The organism is Jannaschia donghaensis, assembly GCF_001403795.1.
Taxonomy (GTDB): domain Bacteria; phylum Pseudomonadota; class Alphaproteobacteria; order Rhodobacterales; family Rhodobacteraceae; genus Jannaschia; species Jannaschia donghaensis.
Genome location: NZ_CXSU01000005.1, coordinates 348,715 through 364,980, shown reverse-complemented (window position 1 = coordinate 364,980; position 16,266 = coordinate 348,715). Strand labels below are relative to the sequence as shown.

Annotated in this window: 19 protein-coding genes; 14 read left to right on the top strand and 5 right to left on the bottom strand. The window is 67.1% G+C overall.

Translation table 11 applies throughout. From position 1 onward, the window contains the following. The first annotated feature begins 16 nt into the window (after positions 1-16). From JDO7802_RS02435 to JDO7802_RS02420, 4 genes are all read left to right on the top strand, one after another. Positions 17-490, top strand: a complete 474-nt coding sequence (locus tag JDO7802_RS02435) for a DUF6173 family protein (protein ID WP_055082245.1) — start codon at positions 17-19, stop codon at positions 488-490. Between the two features lie 64 nt (positions 491-554). Then, complete coding sequence (locus JDO7802_RS02430) at positions 555-692, top strand: aa3-type cytochrome c oxidase subunit IV (protein ID WP_055082243.1); 138 nt, start codon at positions 555-557, stop codon at positions 690-692. 5 nt (positions 693-697) lie between these two features. Then, positions 698-1,324, top strand: a complete 627-nt coding sequence (locus JDO7802_RS02425) for a hypothetical protein (protein WP_055082240.1) — start codon at positions 698-700, stop codon at positions 1,322-1,324. A 57-nt stretch (positions 1,325-1,381) separates the two neighbouring features. Next, positions 1,382-2,779, top strand: coding sequence for an MFS transporter (locus JDO7802_RS02420; RefSeq protein ID WP_055082238.1), 1,398 nt, complete (start codon positions 1,382-1,384; stop codon positions 2,777-2,779). Between the two features lie 58 nt (positions 2,780-2,837). Here JDO7802_RS02420 and rpsU read toward each other — a convergent pair whose 3' ends face one another. Continuing rightward, positions 2,838-3,044: a 30S ribosomal protein S21 gene (gene rpsU, locus JDO7802_RS02415; RefSeq protein ID WP_055082236.1), complete on the bottom strand. Its 207-nt coding sequence runs from the start codon at positions 3,042-3,044 to the stop codon at positions 2,838-2,840. A gap of 120 nt (positions 3,045-3,164) precedes the next feature. On the opposite strand from rpsU, the gene JDO7802_RS02410 reads away from it, so the two are divergent. Further along, positions 3,165-3,851, top strand: a complete 687-nt coding sequence (locus JDO7802_RS02410) for a COQ9 family protein (RefSeq protein ID WP_055082233.1) — start codon at positions 3,165-3,167, stop codon at positions 3,849-3,851. Positions 3,852-3,910: 59 nt separating this feature from the next. Here JDO7802_RS02410 and JDO7802_RS17550 read toward each other — a convergent pair whose 3' ends face one another. Beyond that, positions 3,911-4,087 (bottom strand): CsbD family protein, encoded by a 177-nt coding sequence (locus JDO7802_RS17550; RefSeq protein WP_083480971.1) that lies wholly within the window; start codon positions 4,085-4,087, stop codon positions 3,911-3,913. A gap of 81 nt (positions 4,088-4,168) precedes the next feature. Then, complete coding sequence (locus JDO7802_RS02405; protein ID WP_055082231.1) at positions 4,169-4,498, bottom strand: hypothetical protein; 330 nt, start codon at positions 4,496-4,498, stop codon at positions 4,169-4,171. A gap of 81 nt (positions 4,499-4,579) precedes the next feature. Between JDO7802_RS02405 and JDO7802_RS02400 the strand changes: the two genes are divergently transcribed. Both JDO7802_RS02400 and JDO7802_RS02395 read left to right on the top strand, forming a co-directional pair. Next, positions 4,580-5,566, top strand: coding sequence for an NAD(P)H-quinone oxidoreductase (locus tag JDO7802_RS02400; protein ID WP_055082229.1), 987 nt, complete (start codon positions 4,580-4,582; stop codon positions 5,564-5,566). An 83-nt stretch (positions 5,567-5,649) separates the two neighbouring features. Next, the gene (locus JDO7802_RS02395; protein WP_055082227.1) at positions 5,650-6,792 is read left to right on the top strand and encodes an alpha-hydroxy acid oxidase; all 1,143 of its coding nucleotides are present in this window, start codon (positions 5,650-5,652) and stop codon (positions 6,790-6,792) included. Here JDO7802_RS02395 and glpK read toward each other — a convergent pair. Further along, positions 6,789-8,261, bottom strand: a complete 1,473-nt coding sequence (glpK, locus tag JDO7802_RS02390) for a glycerol kinase GlpK (RefSeq protein WP_055082225.1) — start codon at positions 8,259-8,261, stop codon at positions 6,789-6,791. The two genes, JDO7802_RS02395 and glpK, sit on opposite strands and share 4 nt — an antisense overlap. A 420-nt stretch (positions 8,262-8,681) precedes the next feature. Here glpK and JDO7802_RS18150 point away from each other — a divergent pair, with 420 nt between their 5' ends. Next, positions 8,682-9,011 (top strand): hypothetical protein, encoded by a 330-nt coding sequence (locus tag JDO7802_RS18150; protein WP_055082223.1) that lies wholly within the window; start codon positions 8,682-8,684, stop codon positions 9,009-9,011. A gap of 85 nt (positions 9,012-9,096) precedes the next feature. On the opposite strand, the gene JDO7802_RS02380 is transcribed toward JDO7802_RS18150, so the two are convergent. After that, positions 9,097-9,741 (bottom strand): arylesterase, encoded by a 645-nt coding sequence (locus JDO7802_RS02380; protein ID WP_055082221.1) that lies wholly within the window; start codon positions 9,739-9,741, stop codon positions 9,097-9,099. 52 nt (positions 9,742-9,793) lie between these two features. Here JDO7802_RS02380 and JDO7802_RS02375 point away from each other — a divergent pair, with 52 nt between their 5' ends. The 6 genes from JDO7802_RS02375 to JDO7802_RS02350 all read left to right on the top strand — a co-directional run. Next, entirely contained in the window at positions 9,794-10,525 is a 732-nt protein-coding gene (locus JDO7802_RS02375) for an ABC transporter ATP-binding protein (RefSeq protein ID WP_083480969.1), read from the top strand. Then, on the top strand, positions 10,522-13,044 hold the full coding sequence (locus tag JDO7802_RS02370) for an ABC transporter permease (RefSeq protein WP_144430481.1): 2,523 nt from the start codon (positions 10,522-10,524) through the stop codon (positions 13,042-13,044). Before JDO7802_RS02375 ends, JDO7802_RS02370 begins: the two co-directional genes overlap by 4 nt. A 245-nt stretch (positions 13,045-13,289) precedes the next feature. Continuing rightward, positions 13,290-13,814 carry a DUF1569 domain-containing protein gene (locus tag JDO7802_RS02365; RefSeq protein ID WP_187298074.1) on the top strand — a complete coding sequence of 175 codons (525 nt, stop codon included), beginning with the start codon at positions 13,290-13,292 and terminating at the stop codon, positions 13,812-13,814. 42 nt (positions 13,815-13,856) lie between these two features. Further along, positions 13,857-14,801 carry an ABC transporter permease gene (locus JDO7802_RS02360; protein WP_055082217.1) on the top strand — a complete coding sequence of 315 codons (945 nt, stop codon included), beginning with the start codon at positions 13,857-13,859 and terminating at the stop codon, positions 14,799-14,801. Then, positions 14,798-15,613, top strand: a complete 816-nt coding sequence (locus JDO7802_RS02355) for an ABC transporter permease (RefSeq protein ID WP_055082215.1) — start codon at positions 14,798-14,800, stop codon at positions 15,611-15,613. The genes JDO7802_RS02360 and JDO7802_RS02355 overlap by 4 nt, the downstream gene beginning before the upstream one ends. Continuing rightward, a partial coding sequence (locus tag JDO7802_RS02350; RefSeq protein ID WP_144430514.1) for an ATP-binding cassette domain-containing protein occupies positions 15,610-16,266 on the top strand: 657 nt, incomplete at its 3' end. The genes JDO7802_RS02355 and JDO7802_RS02350, both read left to right, overlap by 4 nt.

Sequence of the window (16,266 nt, the reverse complement as noted above, 5' to 3'; positions counted from 1 at the left end):
TGCCCAAGGTGCGCCGATGAACGATCCGCACACCACCGCCGACGCCATGGAAGGGGCCGCGCTGCACCGCTGCGCGGATCTGCGCGCGGACGGTCGCGACCATGCGGTGCCGGTGCCGGCCAAGGTCGCCGCAAAGCCCGCCAAAAGCCCCGCCGAATGGGCCTTCCAGCGCGTCATCCTGCAACTGAAGGCCTTCGAGGAAACGTTGGACGATGACCACGTCTCCGCAATGGGGTTCGCAGGCGGGCCGTCGGGCACTCTGCGCATTCAGGGCGTGGGGTTCAGCGCCCCCGATCTGGTGACGTTTTCCGGCGTCGACAAGGACGGCAATGCGATGCAGGCGCTTCAACACGTCAGCCAACTCAACGTGCTGCTGCGCGCGATCCCCAAGCCCGCGGATCAGCCCAAACCCGAACGCATCGGTTTCCGGCTGGCCCGTGCTCTCGAAGAAGGCGAAGACGCCGGGGATGGGGCCGACGGGACGTCGTGACACCGCCTGACACATGGGCTAGACGACGCCCATCCGATACCAGAGACGACCGAAGGAACGCCACATGGCCGAGGACCACAAACCCGGAAGCATGGACACCACCGAGCAGGAGAAGACCTTTGCCGGGTTCATGACTTTCACCAAATGGACCGTGATCGCGATCATCGTCCTGCTGATCCTCCTGGCCATCTTCCGGACTTGACGGCAATGCTGCGTGCCTTGGCCGTGATGGTCTTTCTGCCGCTGCTCGCGGCTTGCGGGGCGGACAATATCTACGCTCCACTGTCCGAGGTTCAAAACCGCGCCTACCGGGCGTCCGGGCCGACCACCCTGACGCTGCTGACGGCAATCAACAATCGCTCCGGCGCGGGCGGGCACTCCGCCTTGATGATTTCGGGCGATCAGCGGGTCATCTTCGATCCGGCCGGAACCTGGCGGCATCCCACAGCCCCCGAACGCGGCGACGTCCTCTATGGGATCACGCCGACGATGTTGGAGTTCTACATCGACTACCACGCGCGGCCGACTTATCACCTGGTGAGCCAGGAAATCAGCGTCTCGCCCGAACTCGCCGCACAGGCGCTGCAACTGGTGCAGGCGCATGGGCCGGCGTCCAAGGCGACCTGCGGGCAGTCGATCTCCGGCATCCTGCAGCAATTGGGCTTCACCCAAGTGAAACGCCGCTGGTATCCCGACCGCATCATGAAGGACTTCGCCGCCGTACCCGGCGTGCGCGAAACCAAGCGATTCGACGACACCGTCGATCCCCATTCGCCCGAACGGCCCACGGTCACGCGCGTCACCGACGACGGGTTCGAGACGACGGCGGGCTGACGCGCGCCCGGATGACAGACCCCGGCCGATCTGCAAAGCTCGGCGGCGGAGATTGCCATGACGAACGCGCTGCCATTGCCTTGCACCCCGATGCGCGACTGCGCGCCGCGCGACCACGACCCGCGCGCGACGCTGATCGCGACGACCATCGCGTCCAGTCTGGCTTTCGTCGTCGGGTCCATCATCAACGTGGCGCTGCCTCAGATGCAGGGGGCCTTCGATGCCGGTCCCGCAGGCGCGCAGTGGATCGTCAACGCCTACCTGCTGCCGTTGGGGGCCTTTGTTCTCTTGGGCGGGGCCCTTGGCGATCATTACGGGCGCAAGCTGGTGTTCCAGGGCGGTCTATTGCTTTTCGCCGCATCCTGTCTGCTGGCCGCGGTCGCCTGGTCTTTTCCCGTCCTATTGATCGCCCGTGTGCTGGAAGGCGTGGGCGCCGCCCTGATCGCACCCACGTCCCTTGCGATCTTGGCCGAGGCGTTTTCGGGCCCTGCCCGCGGACGGGCCGTGGGCACCTGGGCGGGCGCGGGGGCGGCGGCGGGGGCGCTGGCCCCGGTTCTGGGCGGTTGGATCGTCGATGTGGCGGGCTGGCGATGGGCGTTCGTGACGGTTCTGCCGATCGCTGCCGTGGCCTTTGTTTTGGCCCAGAGCGGAATCCGGGAAAGCCACGGTGCCGAGGGCGACCGCGCGCCGCTGGACCTTGCGGGCGCGGCTTTGGTGTCCGTCGGGCTGCTGGCCGCGATCTGGGGCCTTGTCGCGCTGCCGGAACGGGGCATGTCGCCCGCGGTCCTGTCGGCCCTTGCCGGGGGCGCGGCCATGATCCTGGCGTTCGTCGCCGTCGAACACGGCAAATCGGGTCGTGCGATGGTACCGCTGACCCTGTTTCGTGACGCGGCCTTCTCGGGCCTGACCCTCTTCACCTTCTTCCTTTACGCCGCGCTTGGCGGGCTAATGTTGCTTCTGCCCTACATGCTGATCTCCGACCTGGGCTACGGCGCGTCCGCTGCCGGTCTGGCCCTGCTGCCACTGCCGGTTCTGATCGGCGGGCTGTCGCGGTTCACCGGTGGCGCGCTGGTCGATCGGTTCGGCACCCGCGCGATGCTGACCGTCGGAGCCTTGCTCGTGGCGGCGGGCTTTGGCTGGCTGACGCAGCTGCCCGGCACCGGCGTGCGGTATGCGACCGATCTATTGCCGGGTCTGCTGGCGCTGGCCTTGGGTATGGCCCTTGCCGTCGCCCCCCTTACCACCGCCGTCCTGTCCAGCGCAGGCGAAGACCGGGCCGGCGTCGCGTCGGGCGTGAACAACGCCATCAGCCGAATCGGCGGTCTGGTCGCCACGGCACTTCTGGGTCTGGTGCTGGCGGGCGATCTGGTGGCGGGATTTGCGCTGGCCGCCTGGGTCGGGGCCGCGCTGGCGATGCTGTCGGCGGGCATTGCCTGGACCACCGTGCACAAATGAAAACCCCCGGACAGCGCGGGCCATCCGGGGGATATTCTGCGGCATACGCCGGGAAGATTTACATCATCCCTTCGCGCTGAGCCTTCTTGCGTGCGAGCTTACGGGCACGGCGGACGGCCTCGGCCTTCTGGCGTGCTTTCTTCTCGGAGGGTTTCTCGAAATGCTGCTTGAGCTTCATCTCGCGGAAGACACCCTCGCGCTGCAACTTCTTCTTCAGAGCCCGGAGGGCCTGATCGACGTTGTTGTCACGAACGCTAACCTGCATGTGGTTTTCACCACCTTTCTAGGTTTGAGTGGGTCGGATAAATCCGTGCAGGAAGTGGCGATATAGGCGGACGACACTATCTTGTCCAGCATCCACCTGCCGCAACCCCGAAGGGACGCCATGACCGATCTCAAGGACCGCCTGCTCGACGCCGCCCTGCCCCATGTCGCCTTCGACGGCTGGTCGGAGGCCACGTTCCGCGCCGCTGTCGAAGACGCCGACATTACCCCCGCACAGGGCCGCGCCGCCTGCCCGCGCGGCGCGCTCGACCTGGCTTTGGCGTTCCATGCCCGCGACGACGCGCGCATGGTGGCCCAGATCCGCGCGCAGGATATGTCGGACATGCGCTACCGCGACCGCGTGTCCCATGCCGTACGCACCCGGATCGAAATCGCGAACCAGAACCGCGAAGCCGTGCGCCGCGGCATGACGCTGTTTGCGCTGCCCATGCACGCCGCCGACGGGCTGCGCGCGCTTTGGGGCACGTCCGATGCGATATGGGAGGCGTTGGGCGACACGTCGAACGACGTGAATTGGTACACCAAACGCGGCACCCTGTCGGGCGTCTATTCGGCGACGATACTTTACTGGCTGGGCGACGAAAGCGAGGGGTTTCGCGACACCTGGGACTTCCTTGATCGGCGCATCGACGGGGTCATGCAGATCGAGAAGGTGAAGGCCAGCGCGCGCAAATCCCCGATCCTGTCGCGCCTGATGGTCGGCCCGAACATGATTCTGGACCGTATCAAGGCCCCGACGCGCGGGCCGCGGTCCGACCTGCCCGGCCGCTGGCGCGACCCGAGTTGAGCACATGAAAAAGGGCCGGTTGCAGCCGGCCCTTCCGTCGATCGTCGCATTCGCGCCGATTATTTCTTCTTGAAGTCTTCCTCGACGTCGCCGACGCCCTTCTGGACCTTGCCCTCGACCTGATCGGCCTGGCCTTCGGTTTCCATATCCTTGTTGCCCAAGGCGTCGCCGATCTCTTCCTTGATCTTGCCGCCGATGTCCTTGAGCTTGCCTTCGGTCTGGTTTTCGTTCGCCATGTCATCTCTCCTTGCAGGGTTTCTGCTCTATCAACGCCCGATCCGGCGGATCGTTCCCGACCGCCTGGCGGTCGGCGGATGTCAGCGCAGGATCGTCGCGAGCGTCACGCCATGCACGACAACGATCCCAAGGTTGGTCACCACCACCGGATGCCCGATCCCCAGAAGAGGCACCGTCAGCACCTTGTAGATCCCCTGAACCGCCAGCAGACCCGGCACGAGCATCCGCCCGCCCGGCCACAGCAGCAGAGCCGCGCTGCATGCCGCGATCGCCAGATAGACCGCCAGCAGGATGCGACGTGACGGTTGATCGGGGCCGAAGGCCTGCGCCATTCCCGCGCTGTCAGCCAGCAGCCCCCATGTGACAGGGATCAGGATCAGCACATTCAAAGCAAGGGATATCTGGATCATCTGCCTTCTACGCATCCCGACCCGCTCTGGATGAGCCCATCCCGGCCTGCTAGCGATGCAAGACACAGCAGGAGACGCCCGATGCCCCTTCCCGACACGATGCGCGCCGTCGAAATCTCCGCCCCCGGCGGGCCGGAGGTGCTGACCCCCACGACACGTCCCGTGCCTGTACCCGGCCCCGGCGAAATCCTGATCGCGGTCGATCATGCCGGCGTGAACCGGCCAGACGCGCTGCAACGCGCGGGGGCGTACGATCCGCCCAAAGGGGCAAGCGATCTGCCGGGGCTGGAGTGTTCGGGCACCGTCGTCGGCGTGGGCGCTGGCGTCAGTCGTTGGAACGCGGGCGACCGGGTTTGCGCGCTTTTGCCCGGCGGCGGCTATGCCGAATATGTCACCACCCCCGCCGACCACGCCCTGCGCATCCCCGACGGGCTGTCCATGGCGCAGGCCGCCGCCCTGCCCGAAACCTATTTCACCGTCTGGACCAATGTCTTCGACCGCGGTGGCCTGCGCGGGGGGGAACGCTTCCTCGTTCACGGCGGAACGTCCGGCATCGGCACAACTGCGATCCAGCTGGCCCGCACCTTCGGCGCACGTGTCTTCGCGACCGCCGGCTCCGACGAAAAGGTCGCCGTCTGCGATGGCCTGGGGGCCGAGGCGATGAACTACCGCGATACCGACTGGGTGCAGGCCCTGCGCGACGCGGGCGGCGCGGATCTGATCCTGGATATGGTCGGCGGCGATTACATCAACCGCAACCTGCGCGCGCTGGCCGATGACGGCCGCCTGGTGCAGATCGCCCTCCTGCAAGGCGCATCGGCCGAGGTGAACTTTGCACAGATCATGGTCCGCCGGCTGACGGTCACCGGCTCCACCCTGCGGCCACAGTCCGTCCTGGCCAAAGCGCGGATCGCCGAAAAGCTGCGTGAAAAGGTCTGGCCGCTGCTCGAGGCGGGCACCGTCGCCCCAGTGATGGATCAGGTGTTCGACCTGGAGGATGCGGCCGCCGCCCATGCGCGCATGGAAGCGGGCGATCACATCGGCAAGATCGTCCTCAGGGTCCGCTGAACGCAGCGTTTCTCTGGTTTCGGGATATTGCGTGCGGTTTCGGGGGGCTGGCCCCCCGCGCGCGAACCGTGCACGTTGCGGAAATGGATCTTGACGTCACGCACCCCGCCCTCTCCGACCTTCGCAAACGCGCCAAGCGCCGCATGCCACATTTCGCTTTCGAATACCTCGACAGCGGCACCGGGCGGGAGTTGGGGGTCGCCCAGAACCGCGCCGCCCTCGATGCGGTCCGGTTTCGCCCCGCGATCCTGCAGGGGGAGATTACGCCCGACCTGAACTGCACAACCCTTGGACATTCGAACCCCACGCCGTTCGGCATCGCACCCGTGGGTCTGGCCGGTGTGCTCTGGCCCGATGCGGAACGCCTGATGGCCGAAGCCGCCTGTCGCCTGCGGATGCCCTATGGCCAATCGACCGTCGCCGCCGCCACCCCCGAAGACACGGGTCCCATCGTCGGCGACCTGGGCTGGTATCAACACTACCCCGTCAATGATCCCGAAATCCGCCGCGACATGCTGGCCCGCATCAAGGCCTCCGGCTGGCGCGTTCTGGTCGTCACCGTCGACGTGCCGGGCGAAAGCCGCCGCGAACGCCAGCGCCGCGCCCATGTGTCGATGCCGCCGGTGATGACGCCCGGCATCGTTGCATCCATCATCGCGTCGCCCGTTTGGGCCATGGGCATGGCGCGCATGGGGATGCCGGAAATGGTCTTTCCCAACAGCTACTCCAAAGGGGCCAGGGGCGCGGACAAATTCACCCATGCGGGCCGGCTGATCCGTGGCTTCCCCGACTGGTCTTATATCGAGGCGATCCGCGCCGAATGGGATGGCCCGCTGGTGGTCAAGGGCGTGCAGGATCCGGACGATGCCGCGCGTCTGATCGACCTTGGCGTCGATGCGATCTGGGTATCGAACCACTCGGGTCGTCAGTTCGAAGGCGGGCCCGCCGCGTTGGACGCGCTGCCGCCGGTGGCGGAGCGGGTCGCGGGGCGCGTTCCGGTCTATTTCTGCTCCGGCATCCAGGGCGGACTGGATATTCTGCGCGCGTTGGCTTTGGGGGCGGATTTCGTCTTCCTTGGCAAGGCGTGGTATTTCGCCCTGGCCGCGTTCGGCCCCAAGGGGATCGACCATCTGCACCATATTCTGACCGCGGACATGAAATCCAACATGACGCAGATCGGGGTGTCGTCGCTGGACGATCTGAAGGATCGGCTGATCCGGCCCTAGCGCGTCAGGGTCCGGGCCACCGCGTCCTGCCATCCGGCATAGCGCGTCGCCCGCTCATCCTCGTCCATCTTTGGTTCGAACTGCCGCTCCAACGCCCAGGTCCGGGCAAACCCCTCCTGATCGGGATAGACCCCGGCCCGCATTCCCGCCAGCCACGCCGCGCCCAGGGCCGTCGTCTCCAACACCTTTGGCCGGTCGACGGGCGCACCCAGGATGTCGGACAGAAATTGCATCGACCAATCCGACGCGCTCATCCCGCCATCGACGCGCAGGATGGTTTCGTCCAGATCCGGCACGTCCGCCCGCATCGCCTCCAACAGGTCGCGCGTCTGATAGCCGACCGACTCCAATGCCGCGCGGGCGAATTCAGCAGGCCCCGATCCGCGTGTCAGCCCGAAGATCGCCCCCCGCGCGTCAGGGTCCCAATGGGGCGCGCCAAGGCCGGTGAAGGCGGGCACCAGATACAGACGCTGCTGCGGATCGGCCTTGTCGGCCAGCGGCTGCGTGTCCGACGCCTGCCCGATGATGCCCAACCCGTCGCGGAGCCATTGCACCACGGCCCCGGCGATAAAGATCGACCCTTCCAGCGCATAGGTCGGCTTCCCGTCCAGCTGATAGGCGATCGTGCCCAGCAGGCGGTGCGTGGAGGTCACGGGCCTATCGCCGGTGTTCAAAAGCGCGAAACACCCCGTGCCATAGGTGGATTTCAGCATCCCCTTGCCGAAACACGCCTGCCCGACCGTCGCCGCCTGCTGATCGCCCGCGACCCCAAGGATCGGGGTTTTGCCCCCCAGAAGGTCCGTCGTCCCGAAGTCGGCCGCGCAGTCCAGCACATCGGGCAGCATATCCATGGGCACGTCCAGCAGCTTGCAGATCTCCGCGTCCCAGCGTCCTTCGTGGATATTGTACAGCATGGTGCGCGCGGCGTTCGTCGCGTCGGTGACATGGCGCACGCCGCCCGTCAGCTTCCAGATCAGATAGCTGTCGACCGTCCCGAACAGCAGCTTGCCCGCCCGGGCCCGCGCCCGTGCGCCATCGACGTTCTCAAGGATCCAACGCAGCTTAGTGCCCGAGAAATACGGATCCATCAGCAGGCCCGTCCGCGCCATCACCATCGGCTCATGGTGCTTCATCTCGCGGCAAAAATCGGCGGTCCGCCGATCCTGCCAGACGATCGCGCGGTGCACGGCCTGTCCCGTGTCCCGGTCCCAGACCACGGTCGTCTCGCGCTGATTGGTGATGCCGATGCCCGCGATATCGGATGCGGTCAGCCCGGTCTTGTCCATGACATCCCGGCAGGTTTCGGCGACGGTCCGCCACAAATCCTCGACCTCGTGCTCGACCCAGCCGCTGTCGGGAAAATGCTGGGTGAATTCCTGTTGGGAGGTCGCGGCGATCTTCATGTCCGCATCGAACAGGATCGCACGGCTGGACGTGGTGCCCTGGTCGATGGCGAGGATGTGGGTCATGTCGAAGCCTCCCTGACTTTGGCCGGTTTTGCCGCAGGAGAGGGGTCGGAGCAAGGCGGACGGACTGGCCGACGTCTGCGCACGGGCGGACCCGCATCGCATCCGAAGCCATTGAGGCATCCGGTTCGAATCGCGGGTCCAGGTTTGCGGACGCGCCGACCCACGCCTTCCATTTCAGTTTTCCGCCCGCCGCTCACGCGCGCGTCAAAATCGGACCACGCCCCGTGAGGGCGGTGCGGGTCAGACCAGCGTCTGTGCGCAAGCGCACCTATATCCCACAATTCTCACGCTTCCGTTTGTTGAACGACAGCTCACGGACCCGTATCTCTCTCCCATCGGCAGGGCACACACCGCGCCCCGCACCTCTCAACCGGATCCGCCGCATCAACCCGCGGTCCACCGCATCTAAGGATAAGACCCATGAAAACCATTACCGCCGCCCTCCTCGCCGCCGCCCTCACCGCCCCCGCCTATGCCGAGGTCGCCACCGGACCCGCCGCCGCCATCGCCCACTTCAACCAGGACGCCGACAGCCAGGACGGCCGCAGCATCCTGACCGACGGCGGCACCGGCGTCACCGTGTCCAGCCGCTCGGGCAATTCGGGCGTCGCTTTCGCGATCTTCAACGCCGATGCCGACAGCCAGGACGACATTCGCGGCCTGAACGGCGCGACCCGCTATTCCGGTCAGCCGACGCGCGCCGCCGACATCTTCGCGGACATCGCCGCCGAAAGCGCACAAGACGAGTAATCCTCAGGATCCGACGCGCCCAGACTCTCCCCGCCGGCACGTCGCCGCAGCGCCCCCGCCCCCCCCCGGCGGGGGCGCTTGCCCTTCAGGGCGTGGCGGCTTCGATCAAGTCCAGGACACGCGGGCCGAACGCCTCCACGATGACGCCGACGCCCGCGCTATTGGGATGGATGCCGTCGCCTTGCATGTAGCGTGCCCGCGCCGTCGCCATGTCCACCTCCGCCACCAGCGGACCCAGGAAATTTGGCTCCAGCAGGGTGGCGTATCCGTCGGACAGCTCCGAATACATCGCGTTGAAATCCTGTTGGAAGTCGGGGCCATAGTTCGCCGGGGCCTCCAATCCGATCAACAGGACCGGCAGGTCCCGCTCTACCGCGACCGTCTCCAGGATGGCTTCCAGGTTGCCTCGACTGGACGCGACGGGCACGCCGCGCAGCAAATCGTTGCCGCCCAGCGCCACGATCATCGCATCCGTCTCCTCGGACAGCGACCAGTCCAGCCGCGCCAATCCGCCCGCCGTCGTATCACCCGAAACGCCCGCGTTCACGACCTCCACGTCCGCGCCCGCGGCGTCCAGCCAGGCCTGCAATTGCGGAACGAAGCCCTGGTCGTCGGGCAGGCCGTAGCCGGCCGTCAGACTGTCGCCCAGGGCCACCACCTGAAAGGTGTCCGCCTGCGCAGCCCCGCCTAAAAACAAGGCAGCCAACGAAAAGTGAACCGTCTTGTTCATTCGTGCGAATACCCCATATCCACTCACAGCCGCCCCCCCGAAGGAGACCCCCATGGTCCTGTCCCTGACCGACGTCGAACTCTCGCTGCAAGGCAACGCCGGAATGGTGGACATCCTGCACGGCATCTCACTGGAGGTCGCCAAGGGGGACACGCTGGGGCTGGTGGGTCCGTCGGGAAGTGGCAAGTCGTCTCTCCTGATGCTGATGGGCGGGCTGGAACGTGCCACCGGCGGATCGGTCCTGGCACTTGGCAACGACCTGACCACGATGGACGAGGACCAGCTGGCCCGCTTTCGTCGCTCTCATATGGGGGTGGTGTTCCAATCCTTCCACCTGATCCCGACGATGACCGCGCTGGAAAACGTCGCCACGCCGCTGGAACTGGCCGGTGCGGCCGATGCGTTCGAGCGGGCGGAGGCGGAGTTGGACGCTGTCGGCCTGGGTCACCGGACCGACCATTACCCCGCACAGATGTCCGGCGGCGAACAGCAGCGCGTCGCCCTGGCCCGTGCCGCCGCCCCGCGCCCCGACATCCTGCTGGCGGACGAACCGACCGGCAACCTGGATCAGGCGACGGGGGCCGCAATCATGGACCTGCTGTTCGATCTGCGGGATCGCCATGGTGCCACGCTGATCATGGTCACCCACTCACTCGATCTGGCGGCCCGCTGCGACCGCACGATCCGTTTGGTCGACGGTCGACTGGACGCCGAAACCCGCAACACCCCCGATCTGCGGGTCACCGATGCCGCGACGACCGGATACGCGAAGGTCGGCGAATGATCTGGCTGACGCAGGCCGCCACCATCGCGCGGCGCGAGTTGCGGGGGGGGCTGTCGGGCTTTCGCATCTTCCTGGCCTGTCTGGCTCTGGGCGTCGCCGCCATCGCCGCCGTCGGCTCCGTCCGCGTGTCGATCACTGCCGGGTTGGAGCGGGAAGGCAGCGTGATCCTGGGCGGCGATGCGGAGGTGGAGTTCGACTACCGCGCCGCCACGCCGGAGGAACGCGCCCTGCTCGACGCGGTCGGCACCGTCAGCCAAGTCTATGATTTCCGCTCCATGGCCGCGACGGGCGAGGGACGCGAGGCCGATCGCGCGCTGACGCAGGTAAAGGCCGTCGACGATCTCTATCCGCTGACCGGAACGCTGACGCTGGACCCGCCGATCCCGGTGGCGCAGGCGCTGGCCGACGACGGCGCGATCATCCATCCCGTTCTGGCCGACCGGCTGGGCCTGGAAATCGGCGATCCGATCTATCTGGGCACGCGGGCGCTGACGCTGCGTGCGCTTCTGACGCGCGAACCCGATGCGGGCAGTGCGGGCTTTGGCCTTGGCCCCCGGACCATCGTCTCGACCGCCGCACTGGAAGGATCGGGCCTCGTCTCCGAAGGCAGCCTGTTCGAGGTAAAGTACCGAATGCTGATCCCCGGTGCCACGGACGAGCAGCTTGACGCGCTGGAGGTCGAGCTGGAGACCGCATTCGAGGGCAGCGGCGCGCGCTGGCGCGATCGACGCAACGGTGCCCCGCAGGTGCAGCGGGTCGTGGACCGACTGGGCAGTTTCCTCGTTCTCGTCGGATTGGCGGGCCTGGCGGTCGGCGGCGTGGGCGTGTCGGCGGCCGTGCGCAGCTATCTCGACCGCAAGACCGGCGTCATCGCAACGCTCAAGACTTTGGGGGCCGAAGGCCGGGTGATCTTCGCCGCCTATCTGATGCAGATCGGCGTTCTGGCTGCCTTGGGCATCGCCATCGGCCTGGTCCTGGGCACGCTCATCCCGATCACCGTCGGCCCGCTGATCGAGGCGCGCCTGCCCGTACCCGTCGCCCTCGGCGTCCATCCGGGGCCCCTCTTCGAGGCGGCGCTCTACGGTGCCCTGACCGCGCTCATCTTCACGCTCTGGCCGCTGGCGCGGACCGAACAGGTGCGCGCCGCCAGCCTGTTCCGCGACGCGACCGGCACCTCCCGCGTCTGGCCGCGCCGGCGCTACATCGTGGCATTGGCCGTGGCCGTGGTCGCCCTTGTCGCCAGTTCCGCATTGCTGTCGGGCATTCCGATGCTGGCGCTGTATTCCGCCGGTGGAATCGCATTTGCGCTGGCGCTGCTGATCGGCGCGGCTTGGGGCGTGCGCCGGCTGTCGCGGATGCTGGCCGGCACGAAAGCCGTGCGCGGCTGGCCCGCCCTGCGTCTGGCCCTTGGGTCCGTCGGCGGTCCCGGCGGCGAGGCGACGGCCGTCGTCCTGTCGCTGGGCCTGGGTCTCACCGTACTGGCCGCGGTGGGTCAGATCGACGCCAACATGCGCGCCGCCATCGACCGCGACTTGCCCGAAATCGCCCCGTCGTATTTCTTCGTCGACATTCAACCCGACCAGATCGAAGGCTTCCTCGACCGGGTCGAGAATGACCCCGCCGTCAGCCGCGTGGATACCGCGCCAATGCTGGGCGGTGTCGTCCGGTCGATCGCGGGAACGCCCGCGTCGGAATTCGACCACTGGGTCACGCGCGGCGACCGCCGCATCAGTTTCGCCGATACGCCGGGCGACGGCACCCGGATCGTCGCCGGAGAATTCTGGCCCGAAGATTATACCGGCGACCCCCAGATCAGCTTCGCGCGCGAAGAGGCGGAGGAGCTGGGCGTGGAGATCGGGGACGCGGTCACGATGAACGTGCTGGGCCGCGACATCACCGGCACCGTCACCAATTTCCGGGAGGTCGATTTTTCCTCGGGCGGGATCGGCTTCGTCATCATCTTCAACACCGCCGCCCTGCAGGGCGCGCCGCACACGTGGCTGTCGACCGTCTACGCCGAGGAATCCGCCGAAGCCGCCATCCTGCGCGATGTGGCGGGCGATGCGCCGAACATCACCGCGATCCGCGTGCGCGACGCCATCGCCCTGGTGACCGAAGCCCTGGGGGCACTGGCCGCCGCCACGTCCTGGGGCGCGGGGGCGACGTTGCTGACGGGTTTCATCGTGCTGATCGGGGCGGCGGCGGCGGGCGAACGCGGTCGCACGTTCGAGGCATCGGTCCTCAAGACCCTGGGGGCCACGCGCGCGACCATCCTGACCAGTTTCGCGCTCCGCTCCGCTTTGCTGGGGGCGGCGGCGGGGGTGGTCGCCATCGTCGTCGGTGCGCTGGCCGGCTGGGGCATCCTGACCTTCGTGATGGAGGCCCCGTACAGCTTCGAATGGCGCTCGGCCCTCTTGATCGTGGTCGGCGGCGCGCTCGCCACCCTGTTGGCCGGACTGGCTTTCGCGTGGCGTCCCCTGGCCGCGCGACCCGCCGGCGTGCTGCGGGCGCAGGATTGACGAAAAGACCCCGGCGCGGGGAACGCCGGGGCCGGATCTTCCTGAAAATGCCTTCTGAAATATCGGCCTTGGAACATTCAATGCGATCACGCCGTGGCATCGTCTTGGGCGCAGCGGTCGGGCAATGCCTGATGCAACCGCAACTCTCCAGTGATCTGTCGCCGTGACCGCTGGATGACAGGCGGATGACAGTTCCATTAAATCGGCCGCTTGCCCGGTCGCCTTTCGACGCCTACCGTTTCACGATGAAACGCCGCACCGCCATTCTGTCGTTGACCGCCGCCGGGGCGACCGCCCTGGCCGGTGGCCTGGCCTATGTTGCCGTGCCGCGCGATCATCCCGAGCTTGGCATGGACCGTCTCTTGGCTCAGCTTCACGGGCTGCGCGCCGATGGTATTGAAACCGCCAGCAGCTGGGACGTCGCACGCACGCTCAACCATCTCGCCCAGAGCGTCGAGTTTTCCATGAGCGGCTATCCAGATCTCAAATCGGCGCTCTTTCGCCACACCGTCGGCCCCTTGGCGTTCAATGTCTTTCAGACGCGGGGACAGATGTCGCACGACACCGCCGCGCCGATCCCGGGCGAGGTTCTTGACGCAACCGGTGCCGACGCCGCACGCCTGCGCCTGATCGACAGCCTAACGGCATTTCAGGCTTTCGATCCCGATCCGGCCCCACACTTCACCTACGGCGCGCTGACCAAGGATGCCTACGCCAAGGCGCATGTCATGCATGTGCACGATCACCTGGTGGAATTGCGCGCCGTCTGAGCGCCCTTTCCCCCGCGCGCCCCGCCGTCTAGCGTTCGGCCCATGGTGCGCATGATCCTGACCCGTCTGGCCTCCATGGCCGCCTCCCTCCTTGTGGCGAGCGTGGTCATCTTCGTGATGCTGCAGGCCGTGCCCGGCGATCCGGCGGCCTTCATGCTGGGCCTGAACGCGCAGCCCGACACCGTCGCCGCCCTGCGCGCCGACCTGGGGCTGGAGGGCGGGTTGCCGCAACGCTACCTCGCGTGGGTCGCGGAAATGCTGACGGGTGATTTCGGCACCTCCTACACCTACCGCGTGCCCGTAGCGGGCCTGGTGGTCGACCGTATCGGGGTCAGTGCGCCGCTTGCGGCCTATGCGCTGATCCTGACGGTCGTGATCGCCGTTCCCGCCGGGTTGCTGGCCGCGACACGCCGGGGGCGTCCGTCGGACTGGGGCGTGATGGGGGCGACGCAGCTGGGCATCGCGGTCCCGAACTTCTGGTTCGCGATGCTTCTGGTGCTGGTTTTCGCGGTCAAGCTTCGCTGGGTTTCGGCGGGCGGCTTTCCGGGCTGGTCCGACCCGGTGGCAGCACTTGGCGCGCTGACCCTTCCGGCCGTGGCCCTTGCCCTGCCGCAGGCGTCGATCCTGGCGCGCGTGTTGCGCGGGGCCCTGATCGACACACTTGACCAGGACTATATCCGAACCGCACGCGCCAAGGGCCTGTCACGGCGCGCGACCACGATCCGCCACGCCCTGCGCAACGCGGCCATTCCGGTGCTGACGATCCTTGGCCTGCAATTCAGCTTTCTGCTGGCGGGTGCAATCATTATCGAGAACGTCTTCTTTCTGCCCGGCCTCGGCCGTCTCATCTTCCAGGGCATCACCCAGCGCGACCTGATCGTGGTTCAATCGGTGACGATGCTGCTGGTCTTCGCGGTCGTCGCCGTCACGTTCGCGGTGGAACTGGCCTATACCCTTGCCGATCCCCGCCTGCGGCGCGGGGCATGAGCGTCGGGATGCGCATCGGGGCGGTCCTGACGGCGATCTTCGCCCTCGCCGCGCTGACGAGCGTCGTTTGGGTGCCGCATGACACCGATGTCCTGGACATTTCGCAGCGAAACCTCGGCCCGTCGGTCCTGCACCTCTTCGGCACCGACCATTTCGGGCGCGACATGCTGTCGATGCTGATGGCCGGCGCGCGCACGTCAATCGCCGTCGCCCTGGTGGCGGTCGGCATCGGCGTCGGATTGGGCGTGCCGCTGGGATTGCTGGCCGCGGCGCACAGCGGCGGCTGGCTGGACGAGGTGATCATGCGGGGCAACGATCTGATCTTCGCCTTCCCGTCGCTGGTCATCGCGATCCTGATCACGGCCGTCTTCGGCCCTTCGGCGCTCAACGCGATCCTGGCGATCGGCATTTTCAATATCCCCGTCTTCGCCCGCGTCGCGCGCGGCGGTGCGCTGCCGCTGTGGACGCTCGACTACGTCATGGCGGCGCGGGTGGCGGGCAAGGGGCGTATATTGATCTCGGCACAGCATATCCTGCCCAATATCGCCAACCTGCTGATCGTGCAGGCGACCATCCAGTTCTCTCTGGGAATTCTGGCCGAAGCGGCCTTGTCCTACATCGGCCTGGGCGCGCAGCCCCCGACGCCCAGCTGGGGCCGGATGCTCGCCGATGCGCAGACGATGATCTATACCGAACCGCAGTTGGCCCTGCTGCCGGGGCTAGCCATCGTCTTCCTGGTCCTCGGTCTCAATCTGCTGGGCGACGGATTGCGCGATGCGCTCGACCCGCGTCTGCGGCGGGTCCGGGCATGACCTTGGCGTCGCTTGCCCCGGCGACGGTCGCGCCTGCCGATGCGCTCTTCACGCTCGACCGGCTTTCGCTGTCGATCCACGGCACCCCGATTCTGCGCGACGTGTCCCTGACGCTGCGCCCCGGCGAGATCACGGGGCTGGTGGGCGAATCCGGGTCCGGCAAATCGTTGACTGGGCTCGCCATGATCGGCCTGCTGCCGAAAGGCGCCACGACCGCCGGTGCCGTCCGCATGGGCGACATCGACCTGACGACGGTGACGGAACGCCAATGGCTCCGCATTCGGGGCAACGACATCGGCATGATCTTTCAGGAGCCGATGACCGCCCTGAACCCCGTCCACAGCATCGGCGCGCAGGTGTCCGAAACGCTGCGCCTGAACGGCACGCCCCGCTCCGAAGCCCTGCGCATCGCGCGCGAAAAGCTGGACCGCGTCGGTCTTTCGGCAATTCCACTGGGTCGGTACCCCCACGAACTCAGCGGGGGTCAGCGGCAGCGGGTCTGCATCGCGCTGGCCATCGCCCGCCGTCCCCGCCTGTTGATCGCGGACGAACCGACGACCGCCCTGGATGTGACGACACAGGCGCAAATCCTCGACCTGCTGCGCGATCTGGTCCGCGACGAAGGCATGGCGCTGCTGCTCATCACTCACGAT

Coding starts and splice junctions, on each gene's coding strand:
- rpsU (WP_055082236.1), bottom strand. CDS start 3,044: ATGCAGGTTAGCGTTCGTGACAACAACGTCGATCAGGCCCTCCGGGCT.
- JDO7802_RS02410 (WP_055082233.1), top strand. CDS start 3,165: ATGACCGATCTCAAGGACCGCCTGCTCGACGCCGCCCTGCCCCATGTC.
- JDO7802_RS02370 (WP_144430481.1), top strand. CDS start 10,522: ATGATCTGGCTGACGCAGGCCGCCACCATCGCGCGGCGCGAGTTGCGG.
- JDO7802_RS18150 (WP_055082223.1), top strand. CDS start 8,682: ATGAAAACCATTACCGCCGCCCTCCTCGCCGCCGCCCTCACCGCCCCC.
- glpK (WP_055082225.1), bottom strand. CDS start 8,261: ATGACCCACATCCTCGCCATCGACCAGGGCACCACGTCCAGCCGTGCG.
- JDO7802_RS02405 (WP_055082231.1), bottom strand. CDS start 4,498: ATGATCCAGATATCCCTTGCTTTGAATGTGCTGATCCTGATCCCTGTC.
- JDO7802_RS02365 (WP_187298074.1), top strand. CDS start 13,290: ATGAAACGCCGCACCGCCATTCTGTCGTTGACCGCCGCCGGGGCGACC.
- JDO7802_RS17550 (WP_083480971.1), bottom strand. CDS start 4,087: ATGGCGAACGAAAACCAGACCGAAGGCAAGCTCAAGGACATCGGCGGC.
- JDO7802_RS02420 (WP_055082238.1), top strand. CDS start 1,382: ATGACGAACGCGCTGCCATTGCCTTGCACCCCGATGCGCGACTGCGCG.
- JDO7802_RS02375 (WP_083480969.1), top strand. CDS start 9,794: ATGGTCCTGTCCCTGACCGACGTCGAACTCTCGCTGCAAGGCAACGCC.
- JDO7802_RS02400 (WP_055082229.1), top strand. CDS start 4,580: ATGCCCCTTCCCGACACGATGCGCGCCGTCGAAATCTCCGCCCCCGGC.
- JDO7802_RS02355 (WP_055082215.1), top strand. CDS start 14,798: ATGAGCGTCGGGATGCGCATCGGGGCGGTCCTGACGGCGATCTTCGCC.
- JDO7802_RS02380 (WP_055082221.1), bottom strand. CDS start 9,741: ATGAACAAGACGGTTCACTTTTCGTTGGCTGCCTTGTTTTTAGGCGGG.
- JDO7802_RS02395 (WP_055082227.1), top strand. CDS start 5,650: ATGGATCTTGACGTCACGCACCCCGCCCTCTCCGACCTTCGCAAACGC.
- JDO7802_RS02425 (WP_055082240.1), top strand. CDS start 698: ATGCTGCGTGCCTTGGCCGTGATGGTCTTTCTGCCGCTGCTCGCGGCT.
- JDO7802_RS02360 (WP_055082217.1), top strand. CDS start 13,857: ATGGTGCGCATGATCCTGACCCGTCTGGCCTCCATGGCCGCCTCCCTC.
- JDO7802_RS02430 (WP_055082243.1), top strand. CDS start 555: ATGGCCGAGGACCACAAACCCGGAAGCATGGACACCACCGAGCAGGAG.
- JDO7802_RS02435 (WP_055082245.1), top strand. CDS start 17: ATGAACGATCCGCACACCACCGCCGACGCCATGGAAGGGGCCGCGCTG.